At 59.9% G+C, this 11900-nt stretch carries 10 protein-coding genes; 6 read left to right on the top strand and 4 right to left on the bottom strand.

The window, feature by feature from the left end; translation table 11 throughout:
- Positions 1-79 precede the first annotated feature (79 nt).
- Positions 80-2680: a bifunctional aconitate hydratase 2/2-methylisocitrate dehydratase gene (gene acnB / locus IE038_RS17090; RefSeq protein ID WP_163934802.1), complete on the bottom strand. Its 2601-nt coding sequence runs from the start codon at positions 2678-2680 to the stop codon at positions 80-82.
- 404 nt (positions 2681-3084) lie between these two features.
- On the opposite strand from acnB, the gene IE038_RS17085 reads away from it, so the two are divergent.
- Positions 3085-3552: a DUF1289 domain-containing protein gene (locus tag IE038_RS17085; protein WP_163934744.1), complete on the top strand. Its 468-nt coding sequence runs from the start codon at positions 3085-3087 to the stop codon at positions 3550-3552.
- Positions 3553-3592: 40 nt separating this feature from the next.
- Here the strand turns inward: IE038_RS17085 and IE038_RS17080 are convergent, their stop codons facing one another.
- Complete coding sequence (locus IE038_RS17080; protein ID WP_163934747.1) at positions 3593-4456, bottom strand: universal stress protein; 864 nt, start codon at positions 4454-4456, stop codon at positions 3593-3595.
- 153 nt (positions 4457-4609) lie between these two features.
- On the opposite strand from IE038_RS17080, the gene IE038_RS17075 reads away from it, so the two are divergent.
- The 4 genes from IE038_RS17075 (at position 4610) to IE038_RS17060 (ending at position 8677) form a co-directional block, all read left to right on the top strand.
- The gene (locus IE038_RS17075; protein WP_189396001.1) at positions 4610-5221 is read left to right on the top strand and encodes a MiaE family protein; all 612 of its coding nucleotides are present in this window, start codon (positions 4610-4612) and stop codon (positions 5219-5221) included.
- Positions 5222-5393: 172 nt separating this feature from the next.
- Positions 5394-5867, top strand: coding sequence for a MarR family winged helix-turn-helix transcriptional regulator (locus tag IE038_RS17070; RefSeq protein WP_189395980.1), 474 nt, complete (start codon positions 5394-5396; stop codon positions 5865-5867).
- Between the two features lie 60 nt (positions 5868-5927).
- Positions 5928-7151 (top strand): HlyD family secretion protein, encoded by a 1224-nt coding sequence (locus tag IE038_RS17065; RefSeq protein WP_189395979.1) that lies wholly within the window; start codon positions 5928-5930, stop codon positions 7149-7151.
- The gene (locus IE038_RS17060; protein ID WP_189395978.1) at positions 7148-8677 is read left to right on the top strand and encodes a DHA2 family efflux MFS transporter permease subunit; all 1530 of its coding nucleotides are present in this window, start codon (positions 7148-7150) and stop codon (positions 8675-8677) included. The genes IE038_RS17065 and IE038_RS17060 overlap by 4 nt, the downstream gene beginning before the upstream one ends.
- A 56-nt stretch (positions 8678-8733) precedes the next feature.
- Here IE038_RS17060 and IE038_RS17055 read toward each other — a convergent pair whose 3' ends face one another.
- Positions 8734-9456 (bottom strand): UDP-2,3-diacylglucosamine diphosphatase, encoded by a 723-nt coding sequence (locus IE038_RS17055; protein WP_163934750.1) that lies wholly within the window; start codon positions 9454-9456, stop codon positions 8734-8736.
- Positions 9453-9956, bottom strand: coding sequence for a peptidylprolyl isomerase (locus IE038_RS17050; protein ID WP_163934754.1), 504 nt, complete (start codon positions 9954-9956; stop codon positions 9453-9455). Before IE038_RS17050 ends, IE038_RS17055 begins: the two co-directional genes overlap by 4 nt.
- A 235-nt stretch (positions 9957-10191) precedes the next feature.
- On the opposite strand from IE038_RS17050, the gene IE038_RS17045 reads away from it, so the two are divergent.
- Positions 10192-11895, top strand: coding sequence for a glutamine--tRNA ligase/YqeY domain fusion protein (locus tag IE038_RS17045; RefSeq protein WP_163934757.1), 1704 nt, complete (start codon positions 10192-10194; stop codon positions 11893-11895).
- Positions 11896-11900: the final 5 nt, after the last annotated feature.

The following is an 11900-nucleotide window of genomic DNA, read 5'->3' as shown; positions in this document are numbered from 1 at the left end:
AATGCCCCGACGAGTCGGGGCATTTGTTTTTAGCTGCGGCAAGCTGCGTTTTCACGCAGCCTGCAATGGCTAAGTCAGCTTAGGCTTGAACGACCGGGATGTTGGCGTTCGCAGCGGCTTCACGGAACTCAGCGATCTGGTCGAAGCTCAGGTAGCGGTAAACGTCGGCAGCCATGCTGTCGATGTTCTTCGCGTATTCCATGTACTCCTCGACGGTCGGCAGTTTGCCCAGGATGGACGCGACTGCAGCCAGTTCAGCGGAGGCCAGGTACACGTTGGCACCATCACCCAGACGGTTCGGGAAGTTACGGGTCGAAGTCGACACAACGGTCGAGTTCGCAGCAACGCGAGCCTGGTTACCCATGCACAGCGAGCAGCCCGGCATTTCCATGCGCGCGCCAGCCTTGCCGTAGATGCCGTAGTAGCCTTCTTCGGTCAGCTGGTGAGCGTCCATCTTGGTTGGCGGCGACAGCCACAGGCGAGTTGGGATCGAGCCTTTGACCTTCTCCAGCAGCTTGCCGGCAGCGCGGAAGTGACCGATGTTGGTCATGCACGAACCGATGAACACTTCGTCGATTTTCTCGCCCTGTACGGTCGAGAGCAGACGGGCGTCGTCCGGGTCGTTCGGGGCGCAGAGCACAGGCTCTTTGACGTCGGCCAGATCGATTTCGATGATCTCGGCGTATTCGGCGTCCTTGTCGGCTTCCAGCAGAACCGGATTGGCCAGCCAGGCTTCCATCGCTTGGGCGCGACGTTCCATGGTACGTGCATCGCCGTAGCCTTCGCTGATCATCCAGCGCAGCAGGGTGATGTTCGACTTCAGGTACTCGGCAATGGCTTTTTCTGGCAGCTTGATGGTGCAACCTGCAGCGGAACGCTCAGCCGAGGCGTCAGACAGTTCGAACGCTTGCTCGACAGTCAGTTCGTCCAGGCCTTCGATTTCCAGGATGCGGCCGGAGAAGGCGTTGATCTTGCCTTTCTTCTCGACAGTCAGCAGGCCATTCTTGATGCCGTAGTAAGGGATGGCATGAACCAGGTCACGCAGGGTGATGCCAGGTTGCAGCTTGCCCTTGAAGCGGACCAGGATCGACTCTGGCATGTCCAGCGGCATGACGCCAGTGGCTGCAGCGAAGGCGACCAGGCCGGAACCGGCAGGGAAGGAAATGCCGATTGGGAAGCGGGTGTGCGAGTCGCCACCGGTGCCGACGGTGTCAGGCAGCAGCATGCGGTTCAGCCAGCTGTGGATGATGCCATCGCCTGGACGCAGGGACACGCCGCCACGGGTGCGGATGAAATCCGGCAGGGTGTGGTGGGTGGTGACGTCGATTGGCTTCGGATAGGCAGCGGTGTGGCAGAACGACTGCATGACCAGGTCAGCGGAGAAGCCCAGGCATGCCAGGTCTTTCAGCTCGTCACGGGTCATTGGGCCAGTGGTGTCCTGGGAACCCACGGTGGTCATCTTCGGCTCGCAGTAGGTGCCTGGACGAACGCCAGTCACGCCGCAGGCCTTGCCGACCATTTTCTGTGCCAGGGTGTAGCCTTTGCCAGTGTCGGCAGGCTGCTCTGGTTTCTGGAACAGGTCGGAAACCGGCAGGCCCAGCTCGGTGCGAGCCTTGTCAGTCAGGCCACGGCCAACGATCAGTGGGATACGGCCGCCAGCGCGGACTTCGTCGAGCAGCACCGGGGTCTTCAGTTCGAAGGTGGTGATGACTTCTTCGGTGCCGTGCTTGCAGACTTTACCGGCGTGTGGGTACACGTCGATCACGTCGCCCATGTTCAGGTTCGATACGTCGAACTCGATTGGCAGTGCGCCAGCATCTTCCATGGTGTTGTAGAAGATTGGAGCGATTTTCGAGCCGAAGCAGAAGCCGCCAGCGCGCTTGTTCGGAACGTACGGAATGTCGTCGCCGAAGAACCACAGTACCGAGTTGGTAGCGGACTTACGGGACGAGCCGGTGCCAACCACGTCGCCGACGTAGGCAACCGGGAAGCCCTTGGCTTTGACTGCTTCGATCTGCTTGAGCGGGCCGATTGCGCCTTGTTGCTCAGGCACGATGCCGTCACGGGCCATTTTCAGCATGGCCAGGGCGTGCAGCGGGATATCAGGGCGCGACCAGGCGTCCGGGGCAGGGGACAGGTCGTCGGTGTTGGTTTCGCCTGGCACCTTGAAGACAGTCAGGCTGTACTTCTCGGCAATGGCTGGCTTGCTGGTGAACCACTCACCGGCGGCCCAGGATTCCAGGACGGCCTTGGCGTGAACATTGCCGGCCTTGGCTTTTTCAGCCACATCGTGGAAGGCATCGAACATCAGCAGGGTGTGCTTGAGTTGTTCGGCAGCGACAGCAGCCAGTTCGGCGTTGTCCAGCAGTTCAACCAGGGTGGCGATGTTGTAACCGCCTTGCATGGTGCCCAGCAGTTCGACGGCGCGTTTCTTGTCGATCAGTGGGGATTTGGCTTCGCCCTTGGCGATGGCAGACAGGAAGCCGGCCTTGACGTAGGCGGCTTCGTCCACTCCTGGTGGAACGCGGTTGGTGATCAGGTCGACGAGGACGGCTTCTTCGCCAGCAGGGGGATTCTTCAGCAGCTCGACCAGGCCTGCGGTTTGTTCGGCGTTAAGCGGCTGGGGCACGATACCCTGGGCGGCACGCTCTTCGATGTGTTTGCGGTAGGCTTCAAGCACAGTTATTACCCTCATCAGTGGTCCCAAATGGGTGTCCGGGACGCTCATCCAGAAATTCCAGTACCCATGCGCAATACGGCTTTTTGGGCCGCGTAGCCAGGGTTACAGGAAATCCTTACAGAAGCTGCTTTCAAAGTTTTACGCCTGTAGAACGGAGGCTGATGAGGGCTGACGCGGGCATTCGATGGTCGAATCTCCCGCGCCAACGCCGTTCTACCGGATGAACTGTGCTCGTGACGCTTTGAAAACAGCTTCTAACGGACATTGGCGCCTTTAAAAGGCCGGATGATTCTACGGTAAAAAGTCGACAAAGGTAAGGCGAGTACGATGACTTTGCGGGGTGACCACCGTTAGACAAAGGGCTAACATGGCGCTCTGTTCTGTCTCTTTGCTGTTGACTCCCCATGCCCAACCATTCCATCAAGACGCCCTGCGTCGGCCTTTGCTCCACTGTCTACGGTGACCTGGTGTGTCGTGGCTGCAAGCGTTTTCACCATGAAGTGATTCAGTGGAACGGCTATGGCGAGGATGAAAAACGCGCAGTCTGGATGCGTCTGGAGCAGTTGTTGGTGCAAGTGATGACGGCCAAGCTGGAAGTCTTCGATGCCATGCGCTTGCGCCAGCAACTGGAGCAGCGGCAGATTCGCTTTGTGCCTCAGCAGTCCGAGTATTGCTGGGCGTATCAGTTGATCGCGAGGGGCGCGCGGGTCATCCGCGATGTGGAGGCTTACGGCATGGTTCTGTTGCCGGAGTTTCGCGGTTGGGAGCTGCCGCAGCTGCGCGATGCAATTGACCGCGAATTCTTTCTGCTGTCCGAGGCCCACTATCAGCGCTACATCGCACCGGGCTTTTTGAAAGACGCACTGGGTTGATCCAGCCTGTCGGAGCCGGCCAGGCCGGCTCCGACGGCGGTTAGCCTTTGGCCAGTTCAGCCAGGTGATCGGCCGCTTCTTCGGTCTTGAGCACCAGGACATCGCTTTCCAGTGAATCGAGCACCACTTCGGCGGTGTTGCCGATCAGGGCGCCGGGGATACCTTTGCGAGCCACCGTACCAATTACGGTGAGCACGGCATCGAGCTCTTTCGCGTAGTGAGGAATCAACACATCGGCCGGCCCTTCGGCGACATGCAGGCGTTCGTCGCTGACATCAAACTCCGCCTGGAACGCCTTGCACTCTTCGCGGTAGCGGGCCTCGATGGTTTCCTTGAGCTGATAGATCGGGTCGGCTGCCGAGAGCATGGGCGAGGGGTGGGCACTGACGACATGCAGTTGGCCTTTGGCCAGCGTCGCGATCTCATAGCTGTGGTCGACGATGCGCTTGTGCAGCAGGCGATGGTGCTCATCGTGGTTGCCAACATCCACGGCGGCCAGAATGACGCCGTTGGTCCAGGGTCTTTCGTGCTTGACCATCAGGACGGCGCAGGGGCATAGGCGCAACAGTTTCCAGTCCGTGGGCGTTAGCAGGGCTTTTTTCAGCGGGTTATCCGGGCGATGTTCCTTGATCACCAGCTCGCAGCCTTCGGCCTGCTGCACGTCGATAATCGACTCGTGCAGGGTGTCGTGCCAGGTCTGTTCATAGGTGACACTGTTGTAGCCATCGTCGTGAAGCTGGCTGCTCAGCAGGCTGAGCAGGGCAGTGTGGTCTTGCTTCTTGTCACACATCAGCAGGTGCAAGCGGGCACCCGTGGCGCCAGCGATAAGTTTTGCCCGGGTCAGGGCCCGGCTGTGGGCGTGCGTCGGGTCAAGTACCACCAGAATGCTGCGGACGGCTTGCATGAGCATGAACTCCCTTCTTCAATAGCGACCAATGACTGACTATAGTCGGCGCCCGATGGAGCGGGTGTTGATACACATCAAGCATAGCCGGTGGTGATCGCCGCCTGCGTGCGTATAATTGCCGGCTTTGTCGTCGTCCTGTCCGTGAGCACCATGCACCTTATTCCCGAAATCGATGCGTTCCTGGCCTGCCGTACCCCTGATGCCTGGGTGGAGGCTGCGTTGGCCGATCAGGAGACGATGCTGATCGACCACAAGAATTGTGAGTTCAAGGCCGCCAGCACGGCCATGAGCCTGATGGCCAAGTACAACACGCATATTGACCTGATCAACATGATGTCGCGCCTGGCCCGTGAAGAGTTGGTCCACCATGAGCAGGTATTGCGCCTGATGAAGCGACGCAAAATAGCCCTGCGCCCGGTTTCGGCGGGGCGTTATGCGTCGAGCTTGCGGGCGGTGGTGCGCAACCACGAGCCGGTAAAGCTGGTCGATACGCTGGTGGTCGGTGCTTTTATCGAGGCGCGCAGTTGCGAGCGTTTCGCTGCGGTAGTGCCGCATCTGGATGAGGAACTGGGCAAGTTCTATCACGGTTTGCTGAAGAGCGAGGCTCGGCATTTTCAGGGCTACCTGAAGCTGGCCTATCAGTACGGTGAAGAAGCCGATGTTGATCGGGCGGTGGAGAAAGTCAGGGCGGCCGAGGCCGAGCTGATCACTGCACCGGACACCGAATTCCGTTTCCATAGCGGTGTTCCCAGCTGGCAGTAATGGCCTGCAAGCCATTCGCGATGGCTTGCTCGACCTCCTGAATGGCGGTCATGCGGTGCCTGCAGGCACCGTTTTTTTTGCCCATATAGTAAGCAGGCTAATTAATGTCTTGACGCTAGCTGCCTAGGCAGTAATATGGGCAAAACTTACTGCCTAAGCAGGTTCTTTCTCAATGGAACATTACACCCCGGACAACTTCCAGAACTGCACCATTGGCATGCTTCTGGGACGTACCGCGTTGGTCAAGGACCGTATTCTCGATACCCATCTACAGGCGTTCGGTGTGACGGCCGCGCAGTTCAAGGTGCTGATCATCGTTGCGCAGTATGGCGTCGATACGCCTGCGGACCTGTGCCGTTACCTTGGCCTGGACAGCGGCTCGATGACCCGCATGCTTGACCGCCTGGAACAGAAGGACCTGATTGCCCGCAGGCGCTGCCCGGACGACCGTCGTCAGGTTCGCCTCGAACTGAGTGATGAAGGGCGCAGGCTGGCTGATCAGTTGCCACAGATCGGCGCTAAAGCGATGAACGAGTTGGTCGGGGTGCTTGAGCCGGCGGAGCTGGCCACGCTGGAAGCGCTCTTGACCAAAGTGCTGCTGGCGGCGGGAGACACCCTGATCGCTTTGCGGGTAGGGGCCAAGTAGGCCTGCGCCCAGAGTATCCACCCTTTGATCTCCCCTCTCCAATAAGCCCGGGAATTCGTCATGGCCAATGTCTCCGAGACCGCCGACAGCGCGCAGGATCTCGTCAATCAGCGTAAACGTAAGACCTGGCTGCTCGGTTTGCTGCTTCTGGTTGTGCTGCTCGGTTTGCTGCTTCTGGTTGTGCTGCTCGGTGCGGCTGTCTGGGCATGGCACACGCTATACGGGCGCTGGCGTGAAAGCACTGACGACGCTTACGTCAATGGCAACGTCGTGGAAATTACCCCGTTGGTTACAGGTACGGTGGTCAGCATCGGTGCGGATGACGGTGATCTGGTTCACGAGGGGCAGGTGCTGCTCGAGTTCGACCCTGCCGATGCCCAGGTCGGCCTGCAGGCTGCCAAGGCCAAGCTGGCGCGTGCCGTACGCCAGGTGCGCGGGCTGTACAGTAATGTCGACGGCATGAAGGCTCAGGTGGCTGCGCGCCAGGCCGAACTGCAGAAAGCTCAGGAGAATTTCACCCGACGCCAGACCCTCGCGGCCGGTGGCGCGATCTCCCAGGAAGAACTGTCCCATGCCCGTGATGACCTGGCATCTGCGCAAAGCGCTCTGAACTCTGCCCGTCAACAGCTCAACACCAGTACCGCACTGGTTGATGACACGGTGGTGTCCTCGCACCCCGAAGTCCAGGCGGCGGCTGCCGAACTGCGTCAGGCTTACCTGGCCAACGCCCGTACCACGCTGCTGGCGCCGGTGACCGGTTACGTTGCCAAGCGCTCGGTGCAGCTCGGTCAGCGCTTGCAGCCGGGCACGGCAACCATGGCGGTCATTCCGCTGGATCAGTTGTGGATTGATGCCAACTTCAAGGAAACCCAACTGCGCAACATGCGCATTGGCCAACCGGTCGACATCGTCGCCGATGTCTACGGCAGTGAGGTCAAGTACAACGGTACCATCGACAGCCTGGGGGCCGGCACCGGTAGTGCGTTCGCCTTGTTGCCCGCGCAGAACGCTACAGGTAACTGGATCAAGATCGTTCAGCGGGTGCCGGTGCGGGTTCATATCAACCCCGAGCAACTGGCCAGGCACCCGCTGCGCATTGGCCTGTCGACCCAGGTTGATGTCGACCTGCACGACCAGAGTGGCCCGGTGCTCGCTCAGCAACCACGGCAGACAGCGTCATTTTCAACGCGTATCTATGATCGCCAACTGGTCGAAGCTGACGACATGATCACCCAGCTGATCCATGAGAACAGCGCGGGTGCCAGCAAGACGGCGCTGCGATGAGCCACTCGGCCTCGTTCACGCCGCCGAGCCTGTTGATGGCCACCATTGGCTTGTCGCTGGCGACGTTCATGCAGGTGCTCGACACCACGATCGCCAACGTGGCGTTGCCGACCATTTCCGGCAACCTGGGGGTTAGCTCGGAGCAGGGCACCTGGGTGATTACCTCGTTTGCAGTCAGTAACGCGATTGCCTTGCCATTGACCGGTTGGCTCAGTCGGCGTTTTGGTGAGGTCAAGCTGTTCCTCTGGGCGACCTTGTTGTTCGTGCTGGCCTCGTTCCTCTGTGGTGTTGCCCAGTCGATGCCGGAGCTGGTGGGCTTCCGGGTGCTGCAGGGGATCGTCGCAGGACCGCTATACCCCATGACCCAGACCCTGCTGATCGCGGTTTATCCGCCCGCCAAAAGGGGTATGGCCCTGGCTTTGTTGGCGATGGTGACGGTAGTGGCCCCGATTGCCGGGCCGATTCTGGGTGGCTGGATCACCGACAGTTACAGCTGGCCCTGGATCTTCTTCATCAACGTCCCCATTGGTTTGTTCGCTGCCTTTGTGGTGCGTCAACAGCTGCGTGCGCGGCCGGTGAGTACCCGCCGTCAACCAATGGATTATGTGGGCTTGCTGACGCTGATCGTCGGTGTCGGCGCGCTGCAGGTTGTGCTCGACAAGGGTAATGACCTTGATTGGTTCGAGTCGGGCTTCATCATCGTGGGTAGCCTGATTTCCGTGGTGTTCCTGGCGGTTTTTGTGATCTGGGAACTGACCGACAAGCACCCGGTGGTCAACTTGCGGTTGTTTGTGCACCGGAACTTTCGTGTCGGCACCCTGGTGCTGGTCGGTGGCTATGCCGGGTTCTTTGGTATCAGCCTGATTCTGCCGCAATGGTTGCAGACCCAGATGGGATACACCGCCACGTGGGCGGGTCTTGCTGTGGCGCCGATTGGCTTGCTGCCGGTGTTGATGTCGCCATTTGTCGGCAAGTACGCACACAAATTCGATCTGCGTCTGTTGGCGGGCCTGGCGTTTCTGGCCATCGGAGCCAGTTGCTTCATGCGTGCAAGCTTCACCCATGAAGTGGACTTTCAGCACATCGCGCTGGTGCAACTGTTCATGGGCTTTGGTGTGGCGCTGTTCTTCATGCCGACGCTGAGCATCCTGCTATCGGACCTGCCGCCGCATCAGATTGCCGATGGGTCAGGCCTGGCCACGTTCCTGCGAACCTTGGGTGGCAGCTTTGCCGCCTCGTTGATGACCTGGTTGTGGATACGCCGGGCGGACGAGCACCATGCCTACTTGAGCGAAAGTATCAGTACCTATGCGCCGGCGACTCGCGAGGCGTTGAATCATTTGGGGGGCGCCAATGGGCAGTCGTATGCGCAACTGGAGCAGATACTCAATAGCCAGGCCTACATGATGTCGACGGTGGACTACTTCACCCTCTTGGGCTGGGTGTTCGTCGGCTTGGTGTTCTTGCTGTGGCTGGCCAAACCGCCCTTTACGGCCAAGGCAGGGCCGGCGGCGGCAGGGCATTAGCGAGGGGTGTCACCGGCATGCCTGTGCCCGAGCAAGGGCCTGCCGGTGACAGGTGTTCAGTGGAAATCGAACGGTGCCAGTTGGAAGCCTTGCTCATCCACCTGCAAGGCCCAGCCCTGACGGTCCCAATCCCCCAGTACGATACGCCGTGCTGGCGTATTGCTCAGCGCCAGTTTGTGAATCGCCGGACGATGGGTGTGCCCATGCACCAGGGTGCGTACACCATGCTGCTGCATGACCCGCGGCACTTCCTCGGGCGTCACATCGACAATGTCGTTGGCCTTCATGCGGGTTTGTGTACGGCTTTCGCTGCGTAGCTTGCGCGCCAGCTTCTGCCGCGTACTCAGCGGCAAATGCCGCAGGATCCACAGGCTGAGGGGGTTGCGCAGGTAGCGGCGCAGTTTCATGTAGGCCAGGTCACGGGTACACAGGCTGTCGCCGTGCATCAGTAACACCGGTTCGCCACCCATTTCGACCACGCAGGGATCGCTCAGCAGGGTGCAGCCCGCTGCCTCACAGAACGCCTGGCCGATCAGGAAGTCGCGATTGCCATGCATCAGGAAGATCTGTGTGCCACTGTCGCTCAAGGCGCGCAGGGCCTGGCAGATTGATGCCTGGTAAGGCGTCATGGCGTCGTCGCCGATCCAGGCTTCGAAGAAGTCGCCAAGGATGTACAGCGCCTGTGCCTGTCGGGCGCGGCCCTCCAGCAGATCAAGAAACGCCCGGGTAATATCCGGGCGTTCTTCTTGCAGGTGCAGATCGGAGATCAGCAGTATCACTCAATGATCTCGGCTTTCTCGATGATCACGTCGTCCTTCGGTACGTCCTGGTGGCCAGACTTGGAGCCGGTAGGAACGGCCTTGATCTTGTCGACTACGTCCTGGCCTTCGATCACTTCACCGAACACGGCGTAGCCCCAGCCTTGCACGTTCTTGCCGCTGTGGTTGAGGAAATCGTTGTTGGCAACGTTGATGAAGAACTGCGCCGATGCCGAATGCGGCTCCATGGTGCGGGCCATGGCGATGGTGTACTTGGCGTTGCTCAGGCCGTTGTCCGCTTCGTTCTGGATGCTTGGACGCTTGTCTTTCTTTTCTTTCATGCCAGGCTCGAAACCGCCGCCCTGGATCATGAAGTTACCGATGACACGGTGGAAAATGGTGTTCGAGTAGTGGCCAGCGTTGACGTACTCGATGAAGTTGGCCACGGTGATCGGGGCCTTTTCGGCATTCAGTTGCAGGACGATGTCGCCGTGGTTGGTGCTCAGTTTGACTTTGGACATGCTGAAATTCGCTCTTTTCAAGGCAATTGAAATAGGTTGCGCAGGATCGCGTAATAACCCTGACGCTCAGTCTACAGGCGGCGATACGCGGTTCGCGGCTGTTTTTTTGCAACGACGGTCGATATTCGCGCCTGTTTGTCGGTGCTGACCTGTCGGCAGCTTGACTGCTTCGGCTATGATAAGCGCTTTGATTTAGTCGGCCTACCCTGGCCGTGTACCCGTATTCAAGGATCCTATGAGCAAGCCCACTGCTGACACCGCTCCCAACGCCGCTGCCAAAGGCGCTCCCGCTGTCCCTGCGAACTTCTTGCGACCGATCGTGCAGGCTGACCTGGACTCGGGCAAGCACAGCAGCATCGTCACCCGTTTCCCGCCAGAGCCCAATGGTTACCTGCACATTGGCCACGCCAAGTCGATCTGCGTGAACTTTGGCCTGGCCGAGGAATTCGGTGGTGCCTGTCACCTGCGTTTCGATGACACCAACCCGGCCAAAGAGGACCAGGAGTACATCGATGCGATCCAGAGCGACGTCAAATGGCTGGGCTTCCAGTGGACCGGTCCGGTGCGTTACGCCTCCGACTACTTCGACCAGCTCCATGCGTGGGCCGTCGAGCTGATCAAGGCCGGCAAGGCCTATGTCTGCGACCTGACCCCGGAACAGGCCCGTGAGTACCGTGGCAACCTGACCGAGCCGGGCAAGAACAGTCCCTTCCGTGAGCGTTCGGTCGAGGAAAACCTGGACCTGTTCGCCCGCATGAAGGCCGGCGAGTTCAAGGACGGTGAGCGCGTACTGCGGGCCAAGATCGACATGGCCTCGCCGAACATGAACATGCGTGACCCGATCCTCTATCGCATTCGTCACGCCCATCACCACCAGACCGGTGACGCATGGTGCATCTACCCGAACTATGACTTCACCCATGGCCAGTCCGACGCCATCGAAGGCATTACCCATTCGATCTGCACCCTCGAATTCGAAGGCCATCGTCCGCTGTACGAGTGGTTCCTGGACAACCTGTCGGTGCCGGCCAAGCCGCGCCAGTACGAATTCAGCCGCCTGAACCTGAACTACACCATCACCAGCAAGCGCAAGCTCAAGCAGTTGGTCGACGAGAAGCACGTCAACGGCTGGGATGACCCGCGCATGTCGACGCTGTCCGGTTTTCGCCGTCGTGGCTACACCCCGGCCTCAATCCGCAACTTCTGCGACATGATCGGCACCAACCGTTCCGACGGTGTCGTCGACATGGCCATGCTCGAATTCAGCATCCGTGATGACCTGGACCGTACCGCGCCACGCGCGATGTGCGTGCTTCGCCCACTGAAAGTGGTCATCACCAACTACCCGGAAGGCCAGGTCGAGCAGCTCGAACTGCCGTGCCACCCGAAGGAAGACATGGGCGTTCGCGTCCTGCCGTTCGCTCGCGAGCTGTACATCGATCGTGACGACTTCATGGAAGAACCGCCGAAAGGGTACAAGCGCCTGGAGCCTGCCGGTGAGGTTCGTCTGCGTGGCAGCTACGTGATCCGCGCCGACGAGGCTATCAAGGACGCTGACGGCACTATCGTCGAGCTGCGTTGCTCGTACGACCCGGACACCCTTGGCAAGAACCCTGAAGGCCGCAAGGTCAAAGGCGTTATTCACTGGGTGCCAGCGGCTGACAGCGTTGAGTGTGAAGTTCGCCTCTATGATCGCCTGTTCCGCTCGGCCAACCCGGAGAAGACCGAGGAGGGCGGCAGCTTCCTGGACAACATCAATCCCGACTCGCTGCAGGTGCTGAGTGGTTGTCGTGCGGAACCTTCTCTGGGCAAGGCCCAGGCTGAAGACCGCTTCCAGTTCGAGCGCGAAGGTTACTTCTGCGTCGACATGAAAGACTCCCAACCGGGCCGCCCGGTGTTCAACCGCACCGTGACCCTGCGCGATTCGTGGGGCAGCTAAGGAAT

It is taken from the genome of Pseudomonas laurentiana (assembly GCF_014648275.1).
In the GTDB taxonomy this organism is placed as follows: Bacteria; Pseudomonadota; Gammaproteobacteria; order Pseudomonadales; family Pseudomonadaceae; genus Aquipseudomonas; species Aquipseudomonas laurentiana.
Note: the sequence above shows the minus strand (reverse complement) of the source record. Positions and strands in the feature narration are given on the sequence as shown.

Coding starts and splice junctions, on each gene's coding strand:
- IE038_RS17050 (WP_163934754.1), bottom strand. CDS start 9,956: ATGTCCAAAGTCAAACTGAGCACCAACCACGGCGACATCGTCCTGCAA.
- IE038_RS17060 (WP_189395978.1), top strand. CDS start 7,148: ATGAGCCACTCGGCCTCGTTCACGCCGCCGAGCCTGTTGATGGCCACC.
- IE038_RS17070 (WP_189395980.1), top strand. CDS start 5,394: ATGGAACATTACACCCCGGACAACTTCCAGAACTGCACCATTGGCATG.
- IE038_RS17080 (WP_163934747.1), bottom strand. CDS start 4,456: ATGCAAGCCGTCCGCAGCATTCTGGTGGTACTTGACCCGACGCACGCC.
- IE038_RS17085 (WP_163934744.1), top strand. CDS start 3,085: ATGCCCAACCATTCCATCAAGACGCCCTGCGTCGGCCTTTGCTCCACT.
- IE038_RS17045 (WP_163934757.1), top strand. CDS start 10,192: ATGAGCAAGCCCACTGCTGACACCGCTCCCAACGCCGCTGCCAAAGGC.
- IE038_RS17075 (WP_189396001.1), top strand. CDS start 4,610: ATGCACCTTATTCCCGAAATCGATGCGTTCCTGGCCTGCCGTACCCCT.
- IE038_RS17065 (WP_189395979.1), top strand. CDS start 5,928: ATGGCCAATGTCTCCGAGACCGCCGACAGCGCGCAGGATCTCGTCAAT.